The sequence below is a fragment of the Saccharomonospora glauca K62 genome, assembly GCF_000243395.2.
In the GTDB taxonomy this organism is placed as follows: Bacteria; Actinomycetota; Actinomycetes; order Mycobacteriales; family Pseudonocardiaceae; genus Saccharomonospora; species Saccharomonospora glauca.
The window spans coordinates 2,919,948-2,943,855 of sequence record NZ_CM001484.1; the positions used below are offsets into that span (position 1 = coordinate 2,919,948).

22 protein-coding genes are annotated in these 23,908 nt (G+C 70.9%); 10 read left to right on the forward strand and 12 right to left on the reverse strand.

What is annotated here, in order from left to right; genetic code table 11:
- Positions 1-168: 168 nt before the first annotated feature.
- The 3 genes from SACGLDRAFT_RS13635 to SACGLDRAFT_RS13645 are packed head-to-tail and all read left to right on the forward strand — an operon-like array spanning position 169 to position 5,040.
- The gene (locus SACGLDRAFT_RS13635; protein WP_005465384.1) at positions 169-1,257 is read left to right on the forward strand and encodes an AAA family ATPase; all 1,089 of its coding nucleotides are present in this window, start codon (positions 169-171) and stop codon (positions 1,255-1,257) included.
- Between the two features lie 4 nt (positions 1,258-1,261).
- Positions 1,262-2,533 carry a DUF58 domain-containing protein gene (locus SACGLDRAFT_RS13640; protein WP_040919985.1) on the forward strand — a complete coding sequence of 424 codons (1,272 nt, stop codon included), beginning with the start codon at positions 1,262-1,264 and terminating at the stop codon, positions 2,531-2,533.
- Entirely contained in the window at positions 2,530-5,040 is a 2,511-nt protein-coding gene (locus SACGLDRAFT_RS13645) for a DUF3488 and transglutaminase-like domain-containing protein (protein ID WP_040919058.1), read from the forward strand. Before SACGLDRAFT_RS13640 ends, SACGLDRAFT_RS13645 begins: the two co-directional genes overlap by 4 nt.
- 96 nt (positions 5,041-5,136) lie before the next feature.
- On the opposite strand, the gene SACGLDRAFT_RS13650 is transcribed toward SACGLDRAFT_RS13645, so the two are convergent.
- From SACGLDRAFT_RS13650 to SACGLDRAFT_RS13660, 3 genes are all read right to left on the reverse strand, one after another.
- Positions 5,137-5,544 carry a DUF3040 domain-containing protein gene (locus tag SACGLDRAFT_RS13650; RefSeq protein ID WP_005465387.1) on the reverse strand — a complete coding sequence of 136 codons (408 nt, stop codon included), beginning with the start codon at positions 5,542-5,544 and terminating at the stop codon, positions 5,137-5,139.
- Positions 5,545-5,799: 255 nt separating this feature from the next.
- The gene (gene dinB, locus SACGLDRAFT_RS13655; RefSeq protein WP_005465391.1) at positions 5,800-7,047 is read right to left on the reverse strand and encodes a DNA polymerase IV; all 1,248 of its coding nucleotides are present in this window, start codon (positions 7,045-7,047) and stop codon (positions 5,800-5,802) included.
- A 52-nt stretch (positions 7,048-7,099) separates the two neighbouring features.
- Positions 7,100-7,855, reverse strand: coding sequence for a methyltransferase domain-containing protein (locus SACGLDRAFT_RS13660; RefSeq protein WP_198283504.1), 756 nt, complete (start codon positions 7,853-7,855; stop codon positions 7,100-7,102).
- 68 nt (positions 7,856-7,923) lie between these two features.
- Between SACGLDRAFT_RS13660 and SACGLDRAFT_RS13665 the strand changes: the two genes are divergently transcribed.
- From SACGLDRAFT_RS13665 to SACGLDRAFT_RS13675, 3 genes are all read left to right on the forward strand, one after another.
- Positions 7,924-8,814: a ParA family protein gene (locus tag SACGLDRAFT_RS13665; RefSeq protein WP_005465393.1), complete on the forward strand. Its 891-nt coding sequence runs from the start codon at positions 7,924-7,926 to the stop codon at positions 8,812-8,814.
- Between the two features lie 3 nt (positions 8,815-8,817).
- Complete coding sequence (locus SACGLDRAFT_RS13670) at positions 8,818-9,618, forward strand: DNA-formamidopyrimidine glycosylase family protein (RefSeq protein WP_005465395.1); 801 nt, start codon at positions 8,818-8,820, stop codon at positions 9,616-9,618.
- 316 nt (positions 9,619-9,934) lie between these two features.
- Positions 9,935-10,999 carry a quinone-dependent dihydroorotate dehydrogenase gene (locus SACGLDRAFT_RS13675; protein WP_005465396.1) on the forward strand — a complete coding sequence of 355 codons (1,065 nt, stop codon included), beginning with the start codon at positions 9,935-9,937 and terminating at the stop codon, positions 10,997-10,999.
- On the opposite strand, the gene SACGLDRAFT_RS13680 is transcribed toward SACGLDRAFT_RS13675, so the two are convergent.
- The 7 genes from SACGLDRAFT_RS13680 to rimO all read right to left on the reverse strand — a co-directional run bounded on the left by SACGLDRAFT_RS13680 (position 10,959) and on the right by rimO (position 17,530).
- Complete coding sequence (locus tag SACGLDRAFT_RS13680) at positions 10,959-12,338, reverse strand: allophanate hydrolase-related protein (protein WP_005465397.1); 1,380 nt, start codon at positions 12,336-12,338, stop codon at positions 10,959-10,961. The two genes, SACGLDRAFT_RS13675 and SACGLDRAFT_RS13680, sit on opposite strands and share 41 nt — an antisense overlap.
- An 87-nt stretch (positions 12,339-12,425) precedes the next feature.
- The gene (gene pspM, locus SACGLDRAFT_RS13685; RefSeq protein WP_005465398.1) at positions 12,426-13,337 is read right to left on the reverse strand and encodes a phage shock envelope stress response protein PspM; all 912 of its coding nucleotides are present in this window, start codon (positions 13,335-13,337) and stop codon (positions 12,426-12,428) included.
- Between the two features lie 29 nt (positions 13,338-13,366).
- Positions 13,367-14,215, reverse strand: coding sequence for a PspA/IM30 family protein (locus SACGLDRAFT_RS13690; RefSeq protein WP_005465399.1), 849 nt, complete (start codon positions 14,213-14,215; stop codon positions 13,367-13,369).
- Between the two features lie 191 nt (positions 14,216-14,406).
- The gene (locus SACGLDRAFT_RS13695; protein ID WP_005465400.1) at positions 14,407-14,871 is read right to left on the reverse strand and encodes a helix-turn-helix domain-containing protein; all 465 of its coding nucleotides are present in this window, start codon (positions 14,869-14,871) and stop codon (positions 14,407-14,409) included.
- A 93-nt stretch (positions 14,872-14,964) separates the two neighbouring features.
- On the reverse strand, positions 14,965-15,453 hold the full coding sequence (locus tag SACGLDRAFT_RS13700) for a CinA family protein (protein ID WP_005465401.1): 489 nt from the start codon (positions 15,451-15,453) through the stop codon (positions 14,965-14,967).
- Positions 15,450-16,103 (reverse strand): CDP-diacylglycerol--glycerol-3-phosphate 3-phosphatidyltransferase, encoded by a 654-nt coding sequence (gene pgsA / locus SACGLDRAFT_RS13705; RefSeq protein ID WP_005465402.1) that lies wholly within the window; start codon positions 16,101-16,103, stop codon positions 15,450-15,452. Before pgsA ends, SACGLDRAFT_RS13700 begins: the two co-directional genes overlap by 4 nt.
- Positions 16,100-17,530, reverse strand: a complete 1,431-nt coding sequence (gene rimO / locus SACGLDRAFT_RS13710) for a 30S ribosomal protein S12 methylthiotransferase RimO (protein ID WP_005465403.1) — start codon at positions 17,528-17,530, stop codon at positions 16,100-16,102. The genes pgsA and rimO overlap by 4 nt, the downstream gene beginning before the upstream one ends.
- 81 nt (positions 17,531-17,611) lie before the next feature.
- Between rimO and SACGLDRAFT_RS13715 the strand changes: the two genes are divergently transcribed.
- A complete protein-coding gene (locus SACGLDRAFT_RS13715; RefSeq protein ID WP_005465404.1) occupies positions 17,612-18,145 on the forward strand; it encodes an amino-acid N-acetyltransferase in 534 nt (177 codons plus the stop codon).
- Here SACGLDRAFT_RS13715 and SACGLDRAFT_RS13720 read toward each other — a convergent pair.
- Both SACGLDRAFT_RS13720 and SACGLDRAFT_RS13725 read right to left on the reverse strand, forming a co-directional pair.
- The gene (locus SACGLDRAFT_RS13720; RefSeq protein ID WP_005465405.1) at positions 18,133-19,134 is read right to left on the reverse strand and encodes an o-succinylbenzoate synthase; all 1,002 of its coding nucleotides are present in this window, start codon (positions 19,132-19,134) and stop codon (positions 18,133-18,135) included. The genes SACGLDRAFT_RS13715 and SACGLDRAFT_RS13720 overlap by 13 nt on opposite strands.
- Positions 19,135-19,140: 6 nt before the next feature.
- Positions 19,141-21,675 (reverse strand): FtsK/SpoIIIE family DNA translocase, encoded by a 2,535-nt coding sequence (locus SACGLDRAFT_RS13725; protein WP_005465406.1) that lies wholly within the window; start codon positions 21,673-21,675, stop codon positions 19,141-19,143.
- Between the two features lie 121 nt (positions 21,676-21,796).
- Here SACGLDRAFT_RS13725 and SACGLDRAFT_RS13730 point away from each other — a divergent pair, with 121 nt between their 5' ends.
- The 3 genes from SACGLDRAFT_RS13730 (at position 21,797) to SACGLDRAFT_RS22525 (ending at position 23,905) form a co-directional block, all read left to right on the forward strand.
- Positions 21,797-22,621, forward strand: a complete 825-nt coding sequence (locus tag SACGLDRAFT_RS13730) for a lysophospholipid acyltransferase family protein (protein ID WP_005465407.1) — start codon at positions 21,797-21,799, stop codon at positions 22,619-22,621.
- On the forward strand, positions 22,618-23,610 hold the full coding sequence (locus tag SACGLDRAFT_RS13735; protein WP_005465409.1) for an EamA family transporter: 993 nt from the start codon (positions 22,618-22,620) through the stop codon (positions 23,608-23,610). Before SACGLDRAFT_RS13730 ends, SACGLDRAFT_RS13735 begins: the two co-directional genes overlap by 4 nt.
- 154 nt (positions 23,611-23,764) lie before the next feature.
- The gene (locus SACGLDRAFT_RS22525; protein WP_198283505.1) at positions 23,765-23,905 is read left to right on the forward strand and encodes a hypothetical protein; all 141 of its coding nucleotides are present in this window, start codon (positions 23,765-23,767) and stop codon (positions 23,903-23,905) included.
- Positions 23,906-23,908 lie beyond the last annotated feature (3 nt).

Genomic DNA, 23,908 nt, shown 5'->3' on the forward strand with positions numbered 1-23,908 from the left:
CTGTGAGAAGCTGCACACCGCAGCGGAAAACGATCAACCGGGCGGGACACCGGATGGGCCGCTGTTTGACACACTGCGTGGCAGCTCGGCTCGCGAGTTCGCCGGGGCGACGAGAAGCCCTTCCGGGGGCTCGGACTGCCGCGAAGGCATCGGGTATCAGGAGGTCGTGTGACGTCGAGAGGACAGTTCACCGCTGTGTCCGCCCCCGTTTCGCCGGGCGACGGCCACTCCGTCTCCGAGGCGCACTACCCATCCGACGGGTACTCCGGTGACCACGGCGCCCCGAGCGACGAGACCCCGGTCGGCCTCGACCAGTTGCACGACACCGTCCGGCGGATCGCCGCCAACGTCGAGCGCGTGCTGGTGGGCAAGCCCGAAGTCGTCCGGATCGCCTTGGTGACCCTGCTCGCCGAGGGGCATCTCCTCGTCGAGGACGTCCCCGGAGTCGGCAAGACCTCCCTGGCCAAGGCGCTCGCCCGCTCGATCGACTGCACGGTGAGCCGGGTGCAGTTCACCCCCGACCTGCTGCCCAGCGACGTCACCGGGGTCTCCATCTACAACCGTCAGCGGGCGGAATTCGAATTCCGTCCCGGCCCCGTGTTCGCCAACATCGTCGTGGGCGACGAGATCAACCGGGCGTCCCCGAAGACGCAGTCGGCTCTGCTGGAATGCATGGAGGAGCGGCAGGTCACCGTCGACGCCACCACGTACCGGCTCGGCAGCCCCTTCATGGTGATCGCCACGCAGAACCCGGTCGAGATGGAGGGCACCTACGCCCTGCCCGAGGCCCAGCGGGACCGCTTCACCGCTCGCCTGTCGATCGGCTACCCCGACCTCAACGCCGAGCTGGCGATGGTCGACGAGCACGCCGGTGTCGACCCCCTGGCCGAGCTGCGGCCCGTCTCCGACGGTGCCACGGTGCAGCGGCTGATCGAGAAGGTTCGTTCGCTGCACGTCTCTCCCGAGGTGAAGAAGTACGCCGTCGAGTTGTCGGCGGCGACGCGGCAACTGCCCGAGGTCCGACTCGGTGCGTCCCCGCGGGCGACCCTGCAGTTGGTGCGCGCCGCCCGCGCGCAGGCCGCGCTCTCGGGTCGGGAATTCGTCGTGCCCGACGACCTGCACGCCGTGGCCGTCCCCGTGCTCGCCCACCGCTTGGTGCTGACGACGGAGGCCCACGCCGCCCGCCGATCGGCCACGGACGTCGTCCGCGCCGTGCTGGCCCGCGTGCCGGTGCCGCACGGTGCCCGTCCCCGGTGACGCCGTGTTCCGTTCGCTGTCCGGTCTCACCACTCGTGGCCGGTGCCTGCTCGCCGCCGGGGTCGCCGCGGGTGTGTGCGCCGTGGTGCTCAACGAACGCGACCTGCTTCGGGTCGCGGTGTTCGTCTTCGCCCTCCCGCTGTGCGTGGTGCTGCTGGCCTCGGCCTCCCGCATGACCATCTCCGCGTCCCGCTCCCTGCTGACCGAGCGCATTCCCGTCGGGGGATACGGCGAGGTGCAGCTCGAGATCTGGCGCACGGGACGCATGCCCGGCGGCGAGGTGCTGCTGGAGGACGGCCTGCCGTACACCCTGGGATCGAAGCCCCGGTTCGTCGTGGAACGCCTTCCGCACCAACAGCCCGTGCCGTTGCGCTATCCCGTCCGGCCGACGCTGCGCGGGGTGCACCGGATCGGCCCGCTTCGCGCCACGATCACCGATCCTTTCGGACTGTGCGAGTTCGAGCGGGAACTCGTCGCGCACTCCCGGCTGATCGTGACTCCCCGCGTGACCACGCTGTGGGGGGTTCCTCGCGGCACGGGGTCGGCCTCGGGCGAGGACAACGGAGTGCGCCTGCACGCGGGCCAGGGAGAAACGGACGTCGTGGTGCGGCAGTACCGGCAGGGTGACGACCTGCGCAAGGTGCACTGGCGCTCGACCGCCCGCCGGGACGAGATGATGGTGCGCGTCGAGGAACGGCCGTGGCACGGCGGCACCACCGTGTTGCTCGACCACCGGGCCTCGGCTCACCGCGGCACGGGCACGCACTCCAGCCTGGAGTGGGCCGTCGAGTTCACCGCCAGCGTGTGCCTGCACCTCAACAAGGAAGGGCAGCGGGTCCGGCTCGTCAGCGAGCACGGCAAGCTGCTCGTCGACACGCCCGAGCAGGCGGGCCCCGGCCACACCGGTTCGGTGCTGGACTCTCTCGCCGCGGCGACTCCCACGCACGAACGGGACATCGTGCTCGGTTCCGATCCGGGCCAGGGACAGGAACTCATCGCGGTGCTCGGCACGGTGGGCACCGAGTCGGTCCACGAATTGACGCGACACCGTCCCCGTGGCACCCGAAGCTATGCCGTACTTCTCGACACCACCACATGGGCGGGTGGGGACGCCGCGACCGACGGCGACGTCACGGTCGCCGACACGGCCGCGCTCCTGCGCGCCGCGGGCTGGGGGGTCGTCGTGGCGCGGGCGGACCGCTCGGTGTCCGAGGTGTGGACGGAGCTGTGCCACACGACGGTGCCCGGCGCGTCGCTGATCGGGGGCAGCTCATGACGACCACGACCACACCACCTCGGCACACCCGGCAGCAGCCCGGCTCCGGACGAAGCACCCGCAGGCTGGCCATGACGGGCACGCTGCTGGCCCCGGCCGCCGCCATGTTCGCCACCGTCAGCGCGGCGACGTCCCTCACCGGCGTCGTCCGGGGCAGCGTGTGGCTGGCCTACGCCGTCGTGGCCGCGTTGCTCGTAGCGTTCACGGGTCTCGCACTGCGCGCGCTACGGACGCCGACGCTGCTGGTGGGACTCGGCCAGGTCGTCGTCCTGCTGTTCCTGGTCACCGGGTCGTTCACGCGCAACGGCCTGCTGGTGATCGTCCCCGGTCCCGCCGCCCTGGCCGAGCTGGACGACGTGCTGACGGCGGCGTTCGAGACCGTCAGGACCGGGGTCCCGCCGGTCGAGGACACCGCCCCCATCCTGTGCCTCACCACGATCGCCATCGGTCTCGTCGCGATCGTGGTGGACACGCTGGTCGTGGCCGCCGCCGCACCGGCCGCGACGGGGTTGGTCCTGCTGTGCGTCTACGCCGTGCCCTCCGCGCTGGCCGACGACCTGCTGCCCTGGTGGACGTTCGTGCTCGGCGGCACGGCGTTCGCCACCCTGCTGGCCGTCGACGGCAGTCACCGACACCGCAGGGGGCGCAACCGGCCCGCACAGGACGCACGGGCCTCGGCCGCGGCGTTGTCGGTCCCGGTCGCCGTGGTGGCCGGTGCGCTCGCGGCCGGTCTCGTCGCGGGCACGACGGTCACCGTCATCGGCACCGAGGGAAGCCTTCCGGGCAGCAAAGGCGAGCGGACCGTGCTGGGTGGCCTGGGGGTCAACGCGTTCACCTCGCTGCGCGGCATGCTCGACCAGGGCGAGGAGGTACCGCTGTTCCGGGTCACCGGGCTCGACGAACCCCGACTCCTGCGCGCGTTCACCCTCGACACCTACCGCCCGAACGAGGGCTGGGGACTTCCCGACGGCCCCATGCCCGCCGGTGTGCCCGCCGACGGCGAGCTGCCGCCCGCGCCCGGCGACGACGGGAGCGCGGCCGACCACCGCGTCAGCATCGAACCGGTGCACTGGAACGACGTGTGGCTTCCCGTCTACGGCGCTCCCCGTGCCCTGGAGGGACTGACCGAGGGCTGGTACTACGACCGCACGAGCGGCGCGGTGTTCCGCGAACGCAGGCTGAACCCCGCGCCCTACGTCGAGACCGCCGTACTGGAGGAGCCGAGCCGGGCCGAACTCCGCCGGGCCGAACCCGACCCCGGTGAGGTGCCCCCCGTCTACACCGAGTTGTCCCACATCGATCCGCGAGTCGCCGACCTCGCCGAGGAACTCACGGCGTCGGCCGACACCACTTTCGACAAGGTGCAGGCGATCTGGGAGTACTTCGGCGTCGAGAACGGCTTCGTCTACGACGTCCAGACCGCTCCCGCCTCGGACGACGACGCCCTCGCCGACTTCGTTCTCCACGGCAAGCGCGGCTACTGCGAGCAGTTCGCCTCGGCGATGGCGGTGATGTTGCGGTCACTCGACATCCCTTCCAGGGTCGCTGTGGGGTTCACCGGTGGTTACCGCGACGGCGACGTCCGCACGATCACCTCCCGTGACGCCCACGCCTGGGTGGAGGTGTACTTCGGCGAACTCGGGTGGGTGGGCTTCGACCCGACCCCCTTGGCGAACGGGCGCGGCTACGTCCCGCCCTACCTCGGCGACGAGGAGGACTCGGACGGCGCCTCGGCGGACGACGAGGAGACCTCGAGCACGCCGACCGAGGAGCGGGCCGAGGAACCGGAGCCGTCCCAGTCTCAAGAGACGTCGGCGGACGGTACGCAACAGGCACAGGCGACGTCGTCCTCCACGTCGGGGGCGTGGGTGGTCGTGCTCGTCTCGGTCGCCGCCGCGGCGGCCCTGGCGGCCGTGGTGATCGCGGTCGTGACCGCCGCCCGGAAGCGACGCGCTGCGGGCAACACAGCGGCGAACGGCTCGACGACGTGGCTGTCCTTCCTCGCCGTCGCCCTGGGAATCCTCTCCGTGGCCCTGCTGGCGTGGTGGCTGTACTGGATCGTGTCGCTGGTCCTGCTCGTGGGCTCCGCGCTGCTGCTGGCGCCGTCCGTGGTGCGGCAGGTCCAACGCCACCGCAGGCTCCGGGACGTGGAGCGGGGGGACGACACCCACGCCGCCGACGCCGCGTGGCGGGAGCTGCGTCAGGAGTGCGTCGACCGCGGTCTCGACATCGCCGACACCGACACCGTGCGACTGGCCGCTCAGAAGATCGCCCGTGGCCAGCGGTTGGACGAGCAGGGCAAGAACCACCTTCGCACAGTGGTCACCACGATGGAGCAGTCGTGGTACGGGTCCGACCGGAACCAGTACAACCGTGACGCCGCCGGATTCGTCCACGCGTTCCACGGCGTCCTCGACGCCCTCCAGCGATCGGCGCCGCTGTCGTGGCGGCGCAGGCTGCTCCCCCGGTCCCTCGTTCGCCAGCTGCGGCCCCGCGCCCGACGCTGAGATTCCACACACGAAAATCCGCTGCTCGGGTCCACGGGGAGTCGATCTCGACCCCGGAATCCGAGCAGCGGAGAAGAACCTATTCGGGTGATGCCGTCAGCGGTCCTCGAAGCGCCGGCGGAACCGCTCCTCCATGCGCTGGGTGAAGCTGCTCTTGGCCGAGGAGCCACCCTTGCCGCCCCCTCGCTGCCGCACGGAGTCGGGGGCCTCGCTCGGGGCTCCGAGCGCCGTCACGGCCATGAGCACGCCGCCGAACATCACCACGAACCCGAGCACGCTCAGCCACGGGACCTCGGCGATGCGGAGGAACGACGCCTGCCCGGCGACACCGAGCACGAGCATGGCAACGCCCACGACGAACAAGGCGGCGCCCTGTAGGCGCCGACGGCGCGTGGGCCTGCGCAACTTTGTTCCGCGCACGGCAGAAGCGAACTTGGGGTCCTCGGCATAGAGCTCGCGCTCGATCTGGTCGAGCAGCCGCTGCTCATGCTCGGAGAGTGGCATCTTTCCTCCTCCGGCACAGCGTTGTCTGGCGACCCCTGGCGGGCGCCGGAACCGCGCATGGACGTCGACCCGGACTACCCCCGATCGGGGTGTCAATACCAGGATACGAGGCCCACGCGCGCAGGACTACCCGATCTCCCCCCAACCGTCGCGCCATTTGCCACGAACGGCCCAGCGCGGCCACCGTCCGCCCGGATCCTCGCCGTGGACCACCCACAACGGCCACTCGACGCCTCCGGTGGTCGGCGATGGGGGTCACTCCGTGTCACGCTCCAGCAGCGACGCGGGACGCACGGCCGCGGCCCCGAACTTGGCCCGCGCGATGTCGGCGGCGACCTCGGCGTCCCGCCACCGGGACGCCGGCCGTGCGTCGTCCAGACTGAGCTGCTCGGCGTCGCCCTCGCCGGTGAGACCCTCGACCCTCACCCCCAGCAGCCTCACGGGCGCGGAGGGGCCGAGCTCGGCCAGCAGAGCGGCGGCCGTGTCGTAGATGGTCCTGGCCACGTCCGTGGCGCCGGAGAGGGTCCTGGCCCGCGTGACGGTGCGGAAGTCGATGAAACGAACCTTGATCGACACCGTCCTGCCCCGCAGCCGCCGGGAACGAAGCGTGGCCGCCACCTTCTCCGACAGGCTCAGCAGCTGCCGTCGTTGGTCCCGGCCGTCGACCAGGTCGGTGTCGAACGTGCGCTCCGCCCCGAGGGATTTCTCCTCGCTCTGGGGAACCACCTTGCGGTCGTCCCGCCCGTGGGCCAACGCGTGCAGGTGTTCGGCCGTGACCGCGCCCACCCAGCGACGCAGTCGTTCGACCGGGGTGGCCGCGAGGTCCCCGACGGTCGCCAGGCCGTGTCCCCGGAGGACCTCGGCGGTCTTCGGCCCCACTCCCCACAGGGCCGACACCGGCAACGGGCGCAGGAACGGCACCGTCTCCGCCACCGGCACCACCACCATGCCGTCGGGCTTGGCCATGCCGGAGGCCAGCTTCGCCACGAACTTGACCCCGGCCACGCCCACGGAGCACCGCACCCCGTGCTCGGCCTCCACCCTGGCCCGGATTCGACGGCCGATCTCCCCCGGAGTGGCCCCGAGCCTGCGCAACGCGCCCGTCACGTCGAGGAACGCCTCGTCGAGGCTCAGCGGCTCCACCAGGGGCGTGTAATCGCCGAAGATGGCCATGACACCTCGGGAGACCTCGCGGTAGAGCCCCGGTGTCGGCGGCAGGTACACGGCGTGCGGGCACAGTTTGCGCGCCGCCGCCACCGGCATGGCCGACGAGATCCCGAACCGCCGGGCCGGGTAGTTGGCCGACAGCACCACCGAACGCGGGCCGGTTCTCGCCACCACCACGGGGCGGTCGGCCAGCTCCGGCCGTGTGCGCAGCTCCACGGCCGCGAAGAACGCGTCCATGTCGACGTGCAGCACGTGACAGCCGGTGTCGTCGGGCCACGTGGTACCGGTGGCCCGGAATCGTTCGAACCCATCGGGCAGCGCCGTGTTCCGTCCCATGACGGGAGAAGCCTACGTCGCACCCCCGACAATCACGGGTCGGCCGAGGGTGTCAGGACGGTTTGCGGGCCAGCACGTGCAGACGGGTGGCGATGTCACGCAACGGCCTGGTCACCGCGGCCACGGACTCGAACTCGGCGAGCTCCTTCTCCCAGGACGTCGCCTCGACGGAGACCCCTTCCGGGGAGACGACCTCCGACACGACCCCGTCGCCCCGGACGTGCTCCACCGACAGCCCGGCCTCCTCCAGCAACGCGGTCAGGGCGTCAGCGTCGAACCTGCGCAGGACCGTTTCCGAATCGCCGCTGCGCACGCCGTCGGGCTCGCACAACAGTTCCCTGGCCTCCGCGAGCCTGCCGGCCAGGGCCCGGTGCAGGACGGCCGCGTAGCGGTTGGCCGCCAACACCGACACCGCGCCGCCGCCCGCCATGGCCTCCACGATCGCCGCCACGGTGCGGCGGGGATCGTCCACGACCTCCAGGAGGGAGTGTGCGAGCACGAGGTCGGCGGAAGCGGACCGGACGTGCTTCGCCAGCGCGTCCGAATCGTCGGCGACCACCGTGATGCGGTCGGACACGCCTTCCTCGGCCGCGCGCCGCTCCAACGTCGCGAGCGCGTTGAGGTTCGGTTCCACGACCGTGACCCGGCAGCCCTCCACGGCGAACGGCACCGCCCACACCCCGCTGCCGCCGCCGACATCCACAACCACAGGCTCCTCGGCTCCTCGGGCCCGCGCGGCGCGCAGTTCGGCTTCCAGCACCTTTCGCACCGCCGCCGACCCGTGACCGGCCGAAGTCTCCGCTCGCATGGACCCCAAGCGTAGTTGGGGCACCTCACGCGTTCTCACGGTGACCATCCCCGGCTACGCTCGCAGGCGTGCACACGGTCGCCGTACTGAGCCTCAAAGGAGGCGTCGGCAAGACGACGGTCGCGCTCGGTATCGCCTCGGCTGCGCTCCGCAGGGGAACCCGGACGCTGGTAGCGGATCTGGACCCGCAGGGAAACGCCACGGCGACGCTCGACCCGCCGCTCACCGACGCCACGCTCGCCGACGTGCTCGAAGCGCCTCGGCTCGGGGTACTGACGAAAGCGATCGCTGCCAGCGGGTGGAGCGACGACGTCGACGTCCTCGTGGGTTCGGAAGAGCTGGAGCTGCTCAACGAACCGGGGCCGACGGCCCCCCGCATGGACAGCCTGGCGCGGGCGCTCGACGAGCTGCGCCGCTACCCGCAGGGCAAGCCCTACGAACTCGCGATCCTCGACTGCCCGCCGTCGTTGGGCAGACTCACGCGTTCGGCCCTCATCGCCGCCGACAGCGCGCTGTTGGTCACCGAACCCACCATGTACGCGGTGGCGGGCGCGCAACGCGCGTTGGAGGCCATCGACAACATCCGCGCCCGGCACAACCCGCGACTGCGCCCCGCGGGGGTCGTGGTCAACCGGTTGCGCAGCCGGTCGTACGAGCACGAGTACCGCGTCCAGGAACTACGGGAGTCGTTCGGCAGCCTCGTGATGCCGACCGCGATCCCCGACCGGCTGGTGATTCAGCAGGCGCAGGGAGCCTGCACACCCATCCACGAGTGGAACTCGCCGGCCGCCGCCGAGATCGCCCTGACGTTCAACATGGTGCTGGCGAAGATCCTGCGCTCCAATCGCGCCGGTCGGCATCGGCTGAGCTCCGAGGAACCCGAACCCGCTCCCCGGCGCGGCGAGCAGCCTCCTCGGGTGCCCACCGAACGTCCGTACGCCCGGCACGAGACGGGGTGAGGCGTGCCCGAGGGTGACACCGTCTTCCGGACCGGCGAACAGCTCCGCCGGGCCCTGGTCGGTCGGACCCTCACCCGCACGGACTTCCGACACCCGAGACTCGCGACGCTCGACCTGACCGGGCTCGACGTCGTGGCCGTCCGGACGGTGGGCAAGCACCTGTTCCTACGGTTCTCCGACGCCACCAGCCTGCACAGTCACCTGAGGATGGACGGCTCGTGGCGGGTGTTCCGGCCGGGACAGCGCTGGTCGGCGCCCGGCCACCACGCGCGAGTCGTCCTTTCCCACCGCGACGGCGAGGCGGTCGGCTTCCGGGTCCACGACCTCGCCGTCGTGCCCACCGAACGGGAGGAGCGGTTCGTGGGCCATCTGGGCCCCGACCTTCTCGACCCGAACTGGTCGGAGGCCCACGCGGCCACCGCGGCCGAGGCGCTGCGCCGCCGCCCGGACGCCGAGATCGGCGAGGCGTTGCTGGACCAGCGCGTGATGGCCGGCATCGGCAACGTCTACAAGACCGAGATCTGCTTCCTGCTCGGGGTCTCCCCGTGGACCCCCGTGGCCGAGGTGGACGCGGACCACGCGGTGGAGCTGGCCCACCGGCTGCTCGCGGCCAACGCGCACCGCTTCCGGCGCAGCACCACCGGCATGGACGCGCCGGGACGCCGTAGCTGGGTGTACGAGCGCACCCGACAGGGCTGCCTGCGCTGTGGCGGGCAGGTCCGCGTCGCGTCGCAGGGGGAGGGAGTCCACGCCCGCCCGACCTGGTACTGCCCGCACTGCCAACCGGGTCCCGTACCGGCGTGACGCCGGGCACCGCAAAATACGTTGCCGCACCACTTCGCCCTCGCCTAGCGTGGCGAGTACACGGGAAAGGAGGTGGTCCAACGGTGAATATCCACAGGACTCGTGAGGTGGCTGTCCACTGACAGCACGTACGGGCCACCCAGTCGACGTATGTGCCTGTCGGTGAATACCAGGCAGTCACCGGCCCCCAGTGCTTCCGGGAACCGGTCCGTCCCGGACCCGACCGGCTGACGACGGTCGGGAGTCGCACTGGGGGTCTTCTCATTCCGGGCACCACCCGCCGACCACCCGGTTCCCGTGGCAGATACTGGACGTCGTGCTCTTCGACAGGATCGTCCGGCCCGCCCTCTACCGCCTCCACCGGAACGACGCCGAGGCCGTGCACGAACGCACCGTGCAGCTGCTCGCCGGGGTGGGCAGATTCGGTCCCCTCACCACGGCGTTACGCCGGTACTACCGGGTCGACGACCCGTGCACCGTGTTCGGTGTCCGGTTCCCGAACCGGCTCGGCCTCGCCGCGGGGATGGACAAGGACGGCCGCGCCCTGAACGCGTGGTCCGCGTTGGGCTTCGGCTTCGTCGAGGTGGGCACGGTGACCCGCCACGCGCAGCCGGGGAACCCCGGACCGCGGCTGTTCACCCTCGACGCCAGTGACGCCGTGCTCAACCGTATGGGCTTCAACAACGCCGGCGCGGAGGCCCTCGCGCGACGGCTGGCCACCGACGGCACCCCGGACGTCCCGCTCGGCATCAGCATCGGGAAGTCCAAGGTCACCCCGGTCGAGGACGCGATCTCCGACTACCGGACCTCGCTCGTCACCCTGTCCCCGTACGCCGACTACGTGGCGATCAACGTCAGCTCCCCCAACACACCGGGGTTGCGCACGCTGCAGGACCGCGGCGCGCTGACGGAACTGCTGACCGAGCTCTCCCGCACCTCCCGTGAACTCGCGGAGGCCGCCCGGCGCGAACCGGTGCCCCTGCTCGTGAAGGTGGCTCCCGACCTGTCGTTCGACGCTCTCGACGAACTCCTGGGCGTCTGCCTCGACCACGGCGTCTCGGGCGTGATCGCCACCAACACCACCCTCTCCCGAGAAGGGCTCGCCCCGGAGGACGCCCGGTTCGCCTCCGAGCAGGGCGGACTCTCGGGACGCCCCCTCGCCGCGCGCTCGGTGGAGATCGTGCGCTTCATCCACGACCGAGTGGGCGACTCACTGCCGATCATCGGGGTGGGCGGCATCGGGAGCCCGGACGACGCGCTCCGCATGCTCGACGCGGGAGCGAGCCTGTTGCAGGTCTTCAGCGCGTTCGCGCTCCACGGCCCCGCGGTGGTGAAGCGGATCAACTCCCGGCTTTCGCGGCAGCGGGCCGTACCGCGCTGAGGTGACGCAGGTAGGCGCGCCAGCACTCCCACGCGGTGAGGTCCACCCCACCCTCGGCCACGGCCGGATCGCACAGGATCGCGGGCGCGCTCGTGCCGTCCGCCAGGTCCACCGTGCCCAGGCGCATCGGCGCGGACAGCCCGGCGACGAACTCCCCGAGCGCGGCGGGGGAGAGCAACCATTCCTCCCCGAGCAACGGCCCACCCTCCGTCGGAACGTCCGTGGGCACGACTCCCGCCTCGGGCGGGTCCTGCTCGAACAGCACCAGCCGGTAGTGGCGTGAGGTGGTCGCGAAGCCCGTGAAACGCGCCCCGACCCGCTCCAGCTCGACCGCCCGTGGCTGGCCTCGCAGGAAGGACCCGAAGGCGATCAGCCGCACTCCCACGTCCGGATAGGGCGAGGGCGCCTGGGACCCGGTGAGCAGCCCCGCGAGGTCGAGCGCGATCTGGTCGTCGAACGGCTTCGTCAGCAGTCCCACCCCGCCTCCGTCGCGCACGGGAAGCAGCATGGCGGCCGTGTCCAGACGCGTCACCAGCCGCGCGAGCGAACCCGCCCCCCTGCCCTGGGGCAGCAGCAGCGCGTCGTGGTCCCGCAGTGCGAGCGCCGCACGACGGCGGCAGAGGACGTCCCCGTCGCCGAAGTCGATCTCGTCCGTCACCGCGCCCGCGACCCGCAACGTCTCCGCCGTCGTCCGGAGTCGAGCCGCCTCCGCGGGAGGCAGTCCGGCGAGGAACGCGTGGTCGGGGACCCCGACGCGGGGGTGGTCACCCGCGCTCAGGCGCACCGACTCGGGCCAGTGCCTGCTGAACGTCGCCGAATCCGACCGGGGGTCCGGCCCCGTCACCGCGGCCGCCACCTGCTGGGCCACGGCCGCGTCCCGCGCCAGCACCGTGGTGATCCCCGACTCGCTCGCGGGCAACAGGCCGCGGGTGGGCACGAACCCGACCACGCCGCGGCAGGCGGAGGGCGGCTCGGTCACCAACAGCGCGTCGAGCTTGCTGAGCGTCTCCAACCGCACCTCGGTACCGGGGGAAGGCGCCCCCGGCACCGTGTGCCCGGCGACCACCGCGCCCGCCCGCATCAGTCTGCCCACGACGACCGGCTGGTCCGGCGCGGCGACGAGGGTGCCCACCAGCGGCAGGTGCTCCCCCGCCCGAACCCGCTCGTCCACGGCCTTGGCCTCCACGAGGACGTCCTCCCGGCAACGCAGCCGCACGGACGGTGCGGGGCCGAGCCCCCGCGAGAGCGCGTCGAACACCGAGAGCACGCGCTGCACGGCTTGGCTCGTGGTGATGGGAGGAAGCGGGACCGTGTCGTCGTCGAACAGGAACAGGTTCACGCCGCTGTCCTTTCCTGACAGAGTCTGGCGCGTAGTACCTACCCGGCTCGGCAGTCGGTCAACCGGCCCCTACGAGAACACCCGTTCCTACGACGACGACAGCTCCCGCAACGCCGACGCCAACCCCGCCAGGCGATCGGTGGCGTCGGTGAGTGCTTCCCTGGCCTGCGGCACGCCTCCGCTGGAGGCCGCCACCGCCCGGCCCGCGGCGGCGACGAGGGAGCCGTACTCCTCCACCCCCTCGTCGAGTTGCCCGCGCAGCTCCGCCACCGCGGCGTCCAACGCCGCGTGTTCGCTCGCGGGCGCGGACGCCCTCGCCCGCTCGACCGACTCGATCCGCGCGGCCAGCGTCCGCAACGCGGCGGCGGCCTCCTCCGCGGTGGAGCGGGTCTGTTCCACCGACAACTGCGGCACCGGCGCCGTACCGTGTTCGGCGGACTCGGACAGTTGGGCCAGCAGCTCCGCCAGCGACGCTTCGCTTCGCGCCAGTCGCTCCATCGGCTCCCTGGCCACGGACCCCCTACGTGGCAGCTCGGGTGGGCGAGGCGTCGCCGGCACCGTGATCTTGCTCAGCCGGTACAGCCGAATCCCCGAACGGACCCCCAGTGCACCGAAGACCACCGTGCCGACCAGGCCGCTGAAGGCCCCTCGCCATCCGTCTATTCCCCCGGTGAGCCCTGCGTAGCCGACGACCGCGTACAGGACGGCCACCAGCGAAAGCACGATCCACAGCGTCAGGGCACGCGACGTGCGGCGCTTACGACGTTCGTGCTTCGCCGCGGGGTCGTTCCAGCGCGCCCACTTCTCCCGGACCTCGGCGACGACCGGCGGCACGACGGGAACCGGTCGAGACTCGGTTTCGGCTCCCTCGGACGTCCGAGCCGTCTTCGCGGCGTCGGCATACGCACGCACCATCCGCTGGGCGCGCTGGGCGTAGTCGGGCAGACGCTGTAAGTGTTTGTCGAACTTCGCGAAACGCTCGTTCCGTCCGCCCGCCACGGTTTACCCCCACGTGAAGACTGCTGCGGTCACGCCTGGTTCTTCTGACGCTCGGCCTCGACCCTGGCCTGAATCTCGCGCTGGATGTCCGAGGACGTCGACGAGCTCGACGCGGTGCTGCTCCCGGACTCGCCGCTCGTGACCTGCGCGACCGACTCGCCCCTCATGGAAGCCCTGATCTGCTCCAGGCGGTTGTGACCCGCCAGCTGGGTGGTGGAGTGCTGAACCTCCAGCATCCGACCCTGCACGGAGTTCTGCGCCAGCTCGGCCGATCCCAGGGCCGTGGTGTACCGCTTCTCGATCTTGTCGCGGATCTCGTCCAGCGACGGCGTGTTGCCCGGCGCGGCCAGCTCCGACATCTGGTTCAGCGAGGCCGACACCTGCTCCTGCATCTTCGCCTGTTCGAGCTGCGACAGCAGCTTGGTGCGCTCGGCCAGCTTCTGCTGCAGCATGGCGGCGTTACGCTCGACGGCCTGCTTGGCCTGCTCGGCGGCCTGCAACGCCTGGTCGTGCAGCGTCTTCAGATCCTCGATCGCCTGCTCCGCCGTGACGAGCTGCGCGGCGAAGCCTTCCGCGGCGGTCTCGAACTCCTGGGCCTTCTTCTCGTCACCCTTCGCCCTGGCCTCGTCTGCGAGGGTCAGCGCCTGACGAGTGGAGGCCTGCAGCTTTTCGACCTCACCGAGCTGCCGGTTGAGCTTCATCTCCAGCTGTCGCTGGTTGCCGATCACCGAGGCGGCCTGCTGGGACAGGGCCTGATGGTTTCGCTGCGCCTCCTCGATGGCCTGCTGGATCTGCACCTTGGGATCAGCGTGCTCGTCGACCTTGGACGAGAACGCCGCCATCAGGTACTTCCAGAACTTCACGAAAGGGTTGGCCATCTCCTCCGCCTGCTTTCTCGCGTACCACAGTTGCCGACCGGGTACCGCACCTGCCCGACAAACGTCAACGTCGAATACGCTGCGCGCTTCTCGAACACGTGATCCCCGTGTTTGGGTTCCATCGTGTCAGGTCGGACGTCGCCGTTCCAGGCGACCCCGCCGATTTCAGGGATCACCCTGATGCCGCGGCCTTATGCGGCCAGCACGGCCTTCGACTTCGGGGCACGAATGGTGGTCCGCAGCGTCGGAGACAGGCGGAAGTCCGTGAGATCGTCACGCTTGCGGCCAGTGACCAGACGGCCGCCCTCGAAACCACGCTTCCTCTCGTCCATCCGCCCCTCGCCCGGTGTGTCCTTGCCTTCCTCGGCGCCCACGGTCGTCAGTTCGTCGGGGCGGGGATCGACGGCCGCGTCGACCCGGTCGAGTGCCGAGACGTCCGCGGCGACGTTGCGCAGCAACTCGCTCAGCGGCAGCTCCAGCGCCTCGCAGATCGAAGCGAGCAGCTCGCTGGACGCCTCTTTCTGCCCTCGTTCGACCTCGGACAGGTACCCAAGGCTCACCTTGGCGGCGCGGGAGATGTCGCGCAGCGTCCGGCGCTTGGTGGTGCGGGCATGACGGAGCCGATCACCGATCGCCTCACGCAACAGCACGGTCATCACGCGCCTCCCTTCCTTGTCCCCACGGTACCGAGACCGAGGGACGAAGCGCAGGTGCTTAACACGAACGTCCGCCCACAGCGAACGCTTCGGTTACCGAATATGTTCCCGGAGCAACCGGAGAGCCTCTTCCACTGCGCCCGTTCGGACGTTTTCCCGGTCACCCGACAGATGCACGGTCCGCACCACGCGGGTACCGGGTCCGGCCAGCCCGAGGTGCACGACTCCGGGATCGACACCGTCCTGGGGGTCGGGACCGGCTACTCCCGTGAGACCGAGCCCCCAATCGGCACCGCAGCGGCTCCGGGCCCCCTCTGCCAGTTGCGCGGCGACCTCCGGGTACACGGCACCGTGCTCGGCCAACAGCTTCTCGTCCACGTCGGCGAGGCCGTGCTTGAGGTCGGTGGCGTAGACCACCAGACCACCCCGCAGCACCGCGCTGGCTCCGGGGATCCGCGCGATCGTCGCGCACACGAGCCCGGCCGTGAGCGACTCGGCCGCCGCCACGGTCTGACGGCGACGGGTCAGCTCGGCCACGAGCCACGCCGCCTGCTCGACGTCGTGCCCACCCGGTGCGCTCACTTCAGCTCCACGGGACCTTGGCGGGCGACCGCCCGCAGTCGCACCGCCCTGACGAGGTAGTCCACCCCCGTGCCGAGCGTGAGGAGTACGGCCAGGCCCAACAGGCCCCACACGACGGGCTCGGCCTGCGACGGGAGTGGCAACAACACCAGACCGATGGCCACGACCTGGGTCAGGGTCTTGGCCTTGCCTCCCTTGCTGGCCGGGATGACCCCGTGCCGGATGACCCAGAACCGCAGCGCCGTCACGGCGGCCTCCCGGCCGAGGATCACGACGGTGATCCACCACGGCAGCTCACCGAGCACGCTCAGCCCCAGCAACGCGGCCCCGATCAAGGCCTTGTCGGCGATCGGGTCGACGATCTTGCCGAAGTCGGTCACCAAGTCGTAGCGCCGGGCCAGCCAGCCGTCGAGGCGGTCGGTCACGGCCGCCAGGGCGAACACGGCGGTGGCGACGTAACGCCAGGGCGAGACGTCGAACCACTCGGCCCCGCCGGGAGTGTCCCCCAGGAACAACGCCACGACGAACACCGGCACCAGCACCAGGCGCACCATGGTGAGCACGTTGGCCACGTTCCACATGGGGACGGCCACGTCCTCCCGAACGACGGCGTCGGCCGGGCTCGTCCCGTCAGCCTTGCCGGTACTCACGTCGCGGAGTCCGCAGCGCCGACGGGACGCACCACCAGGTCGACGCCCGCACTGTCCACGACCTCGCAGCGAATCAGCTCACCGACCTCGTACTCGCCGTCGGTGAGCACGACACACTCGCCGTCCACCTCGGGAGCCTGGTGCGCGGCCCTGCCCACGATCTCCTCCTCGACCGACTCCACGAGCACGTCGACCGTCGAACCGATCCGGTCCTCGGCCCGCTGCGCGGTGAGTTCCTCGACCAACGCGGAGATCCGGCCGACCCGTTCGGCGATCTCGGAGTCGTCCAGTTTGCCGTCGAACGTCTCCGCCTCGGTGCCGTCCTCGTCGGAGTACCCGAACACGCCGACCGCGTCCAGTCGCGCCTCGGTGAGGAACCGTTCGAGTTCGGCGACGTCCTCCTCCGTCTCACCGGGGAAACCGACGATCACGTTGGTACGGATACCCGCCTCGGGGGCGTAGGACCTGATCTGCTCGATCAGAGCAAGGAACGACTCCGTGGAGCCGAACCGTCGCATCCGCCGCAGCACGGACTCGCTGGAGTGCTGGAAGGACAGGTCGAAGTAGTCGGCGACCCCCGGCGTGGTGGCGATGACCCGCACCAGGTCCGGCCGGGTCTCGGCCGGCTGGAGGTAGGAGACCCGCACTCGGGCTATGCCGTCGATGGCCGCCAACCTGGGCAGCAGTCGTTCGAGCGCCCGCGTGCCCCCGAGGTCTCGACCCAGGTCCTTGCCGTAGGACGTCGAGTTCTCGCTCACGAGGAACAGCTCCCGCACCCCTTGGCCGGCGAGCCACTCGGCCTCGGCCACCAGCTCGTCGGGGTGCCGCGAGACGAACGAGCCACGGAAGGAGGGGATGGCGCAGAACGAGCAGCGGCGGTCGCAGCCCGACGCGATCTTGAGCGGGGCGACCGGGGAGTCGTCGAGCCGGGAACGCAACACGCGCGGACCCCAGCCAGCGTGACCGGGAACGGTCACCTCCTCAGCGGCGGCCTGCCGCTCGACGGGGGTGATCGGCAACAGCTTCCTGCGGTCGGTCGGCGTGTGCGACTCGACCCGCTTGCCCTCGACGATGTCGGAGAGCCGCTCGGCGAGGTGCGGGTAGTGGTCGAAGCCGAGCACCGCGTCGGCCTCCGGCAGGTTCTCCGCCAGCTCCTGCCCGTAGCGCTCCGCCATGCACCCGACGGCGACGACCTTCGCGCCGGTGTCGGAGGCGGCGAGCAGCGTGTCGACCGAATCCTTCTTGGCCTGCTCGACGAACCCGCACGTGTTGACCACGACGACGTCGCTGGCGGTGGGGTCGTCACTGAGTTCCCAGCCGTCCGCGACGAGCCGACCTGCGAGTTCCTCGGAATCGACCTCGTTACGGGCGCACCCGAGCGTCACCAGAGAAACCCGACGGTGGGGCGAGGATTCAGCGCTAGACACCTGTTCAGGGTAACGGGCACCCCACCACGTTCGAGCACACCCTGGTCACGGCCGATCGCCGTAAGCGCTAGCGTCTATGCCGTGCAAGCACCCCTGATCCGGCGCGCCCGCATCGCCGACGTGCGCACCATCAAAGCGCTGGTCGACCGCGACGCGGGGCGGGTGCTACTGGAAAAAGACCTGATCACGCTCTACGAGGACGTGCAGGAGTTCTGGGTCGCCGAGCTGGACGGCCGTGTCGTGGGCTGCGGTGCGCTGCACGTCATGTGGGAGGATCTCGCCGAGATTCGCACGGTGACCGTGGACAAGGCCGTCCGTGGCCGTGGCATCGGGCACGCCCTGGTGCGGCGGCTCATCGACCTCGCGGTCGAACTCGGGCTCGCACGACTGTTCGTGCTGACCTTCGAGACCGAGTTCTTCGCACGGCACGGGTTCACCGAGATCGAGGGCACCCCCGTCCCCGCGGAGGTCTACGAGGAAATGCGACGGTCGGCCGACACCGGTGTCGCCGAGTTCCTCGACCTGCCGTTCGTGAAGCCGAACACGCTGGGCAACACCCGGATGCTGCTGCACCTCGACAAGCGGACCGATCCCTCGGACGCTCAGCGCTCCTGAAGCAACGCGCTCACCCTGGACAGCCGGGCCAGCCAGCGGGCGGCGACGACCGGGTCGGCGGGCGCGTGGGCGTCCAGCAGGGCCGGGTCGGGTTCCGGACGGGTGTCCGGGACCGAGACGAACCCATCCACCTGCCGAAGCGCCGCCGACGGCGGCACCACGTCACCGTCCAGCAGCGACAACGTGCCGAGTCCACACGCGAACGGCAGCTCGGGCAACGCCGCCGCCAACGCCACCTCGGCCGCGAGCCCGACGGTCGTCTCCAGTGCCGAGGACACGACGCACGGCAGACCGCACGCCTCCGCGACCCGCAGCGCGCGGTGCACACCACCCAGCGGCAGGCACTTCAGCACGGCCACGTCGGCCGCCTCGGCCACGGCCACCCGCAGCGGGTCCTCGGCCCTGCGGATGGACTCGTCGGCGGCGATGCGCACGTCCACCCGGCGTCGCACCTGCGCGAGTTCGGACAAAGTGCGACACGGTTGCTCGACGTATTCGAGGCCTCCCGCCGAGCGGTCGAGGACCCGGATGTGGCGCACGGCGGTCTCGACGTCCCACGCCGCGTTGGCGTCCACGCGGATCGCACCGTCCCGTCCCAGCGCCGAGCGCACGGCCTCGACCCTGGCCTGGTCCTCCCCCAACGATCCGGGCCGGTCGGCGACCTTCACCTTCGCGGTGCGACACCCCGACTTCGTGACGATCTCGTGCGCGGCGTCGGGTCCCACCGCGGGCACCGTGCAGTTGACGGGAATCCGGTCGCGCACCGGGGTGGGCCAGTGTCCCGTGCACTGCTCGACGGCCGCTTCGAGCCACGGCACGGAGCCGGAGTCGGCGTAGTCGTCGAACGGACAGAACTCCCCCCACCCGGCGGGTCCGCGCAACAACATTCCCTCGCGCACGGTGATGCCCCGGAACCGGGTCCGCATGGGGATGGCGTAGACGCGGACGGACTCGACGGCGGCCAGGGGGTCGGGGGTGGTCGTGGACATGGTTCGTCACTCCTCCGCCGAGGGGGCGTCGCCACGGATCATCGCGAGTACCCCCGGCAGGTCCTCCGGCTTCACCAACACCTCGCGTGCCTTCGAGCCCTCCGAGGGCCCCACGACGCCTCGGGTCTCCAGCAGGTCCATCAACCTACCCGCCTTCGCGAAGCCCACCCGCAGCTTGCGCTGCAGCATCGACGTCGAGCCGAACTGCGAACTCACCACCAGCTCGGCGGCCTGGAGCAGGACGTCGAGGTCGTCGCCGATGTCGGGGTCGATGTCCTTCTTCTCGCCCACCTTGGCCGTCGTGACGCCCTCGGTGTAGTCCGGCTCGGCCTGCTCCTTGGTGGCCGCCACGACGGCGGTGATCTCCTCGTCGCTGACGAACGCGCCCTGCACCCGGATGGGTTTGCCCGACCCCATCGGCAGGTACAGCGCGTCACCCATGCCGATCAGCTTCTCCGCGCCCGGCTGGTCGAGGATGACGCGGGAGTCGGTGAGCGACGACGTCGCGAACGCCAGCCGCGACGGCACGTTGGTCTTGATGAGACCCGTGACCACGTCCACGGACGGGCGCTGGGTGGCCAGCACGAGATGGATGCCGGCCGCGCGGGCCTTCTGCGTGATCCGCACGATGGCGTCCTCGACGTCCCTCGGCGCGGTCATCATCAGATCGGCCAGCTCGTCGACGATGGCCATGATGTACGGGTACGGCCGGTAGACCCGCTCGCTGCCGGGCGGCGCGGTGATCTCTCCCGACCGCACCTTGCGGTTGAAGTCGTCAATGTGCCGCACGCGGTTGGCCTGCATGTCCTGGTAGCGCTGCTCCATCTCCTCCACCAGCCAGGCGAGCGCGGCGGCGGCCTTCTTCGGCTGGGTGATGATGGGCGTGATCAGGTGCGGGACACCCTCGTACGGCGTCAGCTCGACCATCTTCGGGTCGATGAGGATCATGCGGCACTCGTCCGGCGTGGCCCTGGCCAGCAGGGAGACCAGCATCGAGTTGACGAAGCTCGACTTACCGGAGCCCGTAGAGCCCGCCACCAGCAGGTGCGGCATCTTCGTGAGGTTGGCGGTGACGAAGTTGCCCTCGATGTCCTTGCCGAGCCCGATGACCATCGGGTGGTCGTCCGACGCCGCCTCGGGCGACCGCAGGACGTCCCCGAGGTGCACCATCTCGCGGTCGGTGTTGGGCACCTCGATCCCCACGGCCGACTTGCCGGGGATCGGGGCGAGTAGGCGCACGTTCTCGGTGGCCACCGCGTAGGCGATGTTCTTGGTCAACGCGGTGATCTTCTCGACCTTCACGCCCGGTCCCAGCTCCACCTCGTACCGAGTGACCGTGGGGCCGCGGGTGAAACCCGTGACCTGCGCGTCGATCTTGAACTGCTCCAGCACACGCGTGATCGCCTCGATCATCGCGTCGTTGGCGGAGCTGTGTCCCTTGGACTCGGCTCCGAAGGTGAGCAGGTCCAGCGACGGGAGCTTGTAGTCGCCCTCGACGGTCCGGGTGACCGACAGGGCGGGTGCCCGGCGGCGGGCCGTCTTCGACGCCGCTTTCGCACGGGCGGGTTTGCGCGCGAGTTCCTCGGTCGGTGACTCGGCGGGTGCGGCGAAGTCGAGCGTCGGCTGCGCCTCGTCGGGCTCCGCCGGCTTCCGTTTCCGCGTCGACCCGCGCGGGCGGGCGGTGGTGGAGTCCGTCTCGGTGTCGGGTTCGGGCCCGGAGTCCGCGCCGTCGGCTTCGGTGGTCCGGCTCCGAGCCGTGCGGCGCCGGGGTGGTTCCTCGTCCGCGTTGGCGTCCGCCTCGGCCCCGGTCCACTCGCGTAGTCGCTGCGGGACGCGGCGGATGGGCGTTCCCGCGCACACCAGCACGCCGTAGAGCAGCACCAGCACCAGGAGCGGGACGGCCACCCAACCGGTGACCCCGCGCGCGAGCAGGTCGCCCGAGAACCATCCGATCCAGCCGCCCGCGTACATCTGGTCGGCGTGCTCCTGGGGCCTGCCACTGACGAGGTGCAGCAGGCCGAGCACGGCGAGGCCGATGAGTACGGTGCCCACCACCATGCGCGGGCGGGTCTCGGGACGCGGCTGCGAACGCATGAGCACCACGGCCGCCATCAGCAGGGCCACCGGGAGGGCCACGGCGGCGGAGCCGATGACGCTTCGCGTGCCGACGGCAATGCCCTCACCGACGGGGCCCGCGCCTTCCCAGACCACGCCGACGGCGGCGACCAGGGCCAGGGCGATGAGGCCGAGGGCCAGGCCGTCCCTGCGGTGTTCCGGATCGAGTTCGCGGGTCCGTCCGACCGCTCTGGCCAGCCCGCCGACCCCACGGGCGAGCAGGGTCCACGCGCCGCGCAGTGCCCTGCCGAGGGCGCTGCCCGAGGACCGCTTCGATCGCTTCGCCGGTGGTTTCCGCGACGCGGTCGTACGACCGCCGGACTTCGCCTTCGACGACGAGGTCCTCGCCTTCGTCGAGCGCTGCGATCCGCGCCCCGCGCCGGTCCGCGCGGTGCCTCGCCCCCTTGTCGTCGAGCCGCTGGCCATGCCCCTACGGTAGTCGCTCCGTCACGTTCGCCCCGTACGCCACACTGGTCACAGGTGATATTGATCGGCGTCACGCACACCCCGTGTCCCGCGGCGAACCCACGTGACATGCTTTCCGCTCATGGTGGCGCTTCAACACGACCGAGGGTCAGCCGAACGGAGTAAGACCCCCCTGGTGTGGCGGACGATACTCACGCTCAACCGCGGGCTCGTCAACCTGGCGGGACGCCTGCGGGTCAGCGGCGGCATCCCCCACTCGCTACGCGGGCAACCTCTCCTCATGGCGGCGAACCACATCGGCGTGTTCGACGCGTTCGTCCTGATGGCCGCGTGCCATCGGCTCGGGCTGGCGCCCCGGTTCATGCTCGCGGGTGGATTGCTGGACGCGCCGATCGTGGGTCCCGTGCTACGCGCGAGCGGGCACCTACGGGTCGACCGTGGCTCGTCGAGGGCCGCGGTGGCGCAGTTCGCCCAGGCCGCCGAGGCGCTGCGCACGAGCACGGGCCCGATCATCGTCTACCCGGAGGGGCGCATCAGCCACGATCCGGGACTGTGGCCGGAGCGCGGCAAGACGGGTGTCGCCCGGTTGGCCCTGAAGGCGGGCGTCCCCGTCGTCCCCATCAGCCAGTGGGGTGCGCACGAGGCCGTGTACTGGGGCACCGAGACGGTGACGGGGCTGGCCGACATCGTTCCCCTGGCTCGGTCGGGACTCACGTCGCCGCTGCGGCGGCCCACCTTCCGCGTGCACTTCGGGGAGCCGGTGGACCTCTCGCCGTTCCGGGAGGGGCGCCCCGGTGACGCCGTCAAGGCGCACGCGGTGATCATGCGGGCAATCACCGACGGCCTCGTGCCCCTGCGCGCCGACGAACCCGACGCACCGCGGTTCTTCGACCCCACCAGGCCGACGGACGGACACAGTCCTTGGCGCCCGGAAACGCGGGCATGAGCCCCTCCGAGACGGGCGGCTCCACGGCGACCGCCACCGCCCCGGTACGCGACCGGACACGCGGCATCGTGCTGCTGGTCCTGTCGTCACTGTGCTTCGGCAGTTCCGGTCCGCTGGGCAAACCCGCGATGACGGCGGGGCTTTCCCCGGAGCAGGTCGCCGTGGCCCGTATCGGCATCGCCGCCGTGGTGCTGCTCGTCGTCGTGGGGCTGACCCGGCCCGGACTGCTGCGGGTGCGACACGGGCAGTGGCGGGTGCTGCTCGGCTACGGCCTGCTCGGCGTGGCCGGTGTTCAGCTCTTCTACTTCCTGTCCGCCGCGCGGGTTCCCGTGGGCATCGCGATCCTGCTGGAGTTCACCTCACCCGTCCTCGTCGCGCTGTGGGTGCGCTTCGTGCGCCGGGTGCGGCTGCCGTGGCCGATGTGGCTCGGCATCGTCCTGGCGCTGGTGGGTCTGGCGTTGGTCGCGCGTGTCCACGAGGGACTCACCCTGGACGCGATAGGACTCGCGGCGGGGATCGCGACGGCCGTGTGCTCGGCCTCCTACTTCCTGCTCGGTGAGCACGGGGTGGCCAGCCATCACCCGCTCGGGATGGTCACGTGGGGCATGGTGGTGGGCGCCGTCGCCGTGTGCGTGGTCGCTCCTCCGTGGACCTTGCCCGTCTCGATCCTGCTGGAGCCCGCCGAGCTCGGCCCGTGGCGTCCGCCGGTGTGGTCACTGCTGCTGACCGTCGCCGTGGTGTCGACGGTGCTGGCGTATCTGGCGGGCATCACGGCGCTACGCCACCTTCCCGCGTCCACGGCGAGCGTGCTCGCTCTGCTGGAACCGTTGGTGGCCACGAGCATGGCGTGGGTCCTGCTGGACGAAGCACTCGGCTGGGTGCAGGTGCTGGGCGCGGTCGTGCTGCTCGGTGGCGCGCTGCTGGTGCAGCTGACCGCGCCGTCGGCACAAGGCGGTCCCGACGGCGCGGCGGAGCCTCGAACCCCTTGAGCGGCTCCCGGATTTTAGTGACGAATCCGGCACACGGGAACCGAGCTCGAACGAGCCCCTTCCAAAGGGGTGACACCCGCGCGACACTGCCGACGGCACCGTCCGCGATGTCGCGCGGTCCCGCTCGCAAGAACCGACACACCGGGGGGAATGGATGAGCCGTCCGACTCGTGCCGAACAACGCCGCGCCCGGAGGGCCCTGTTGGCTCAGAGCGTCATGGTTCTGCTGGCCCTGGTGGTGGTCAGCCTCACCAGCAGGCGACACGCCGAGCAGTCCCCCGAGCGTCGGCGGTGAGGC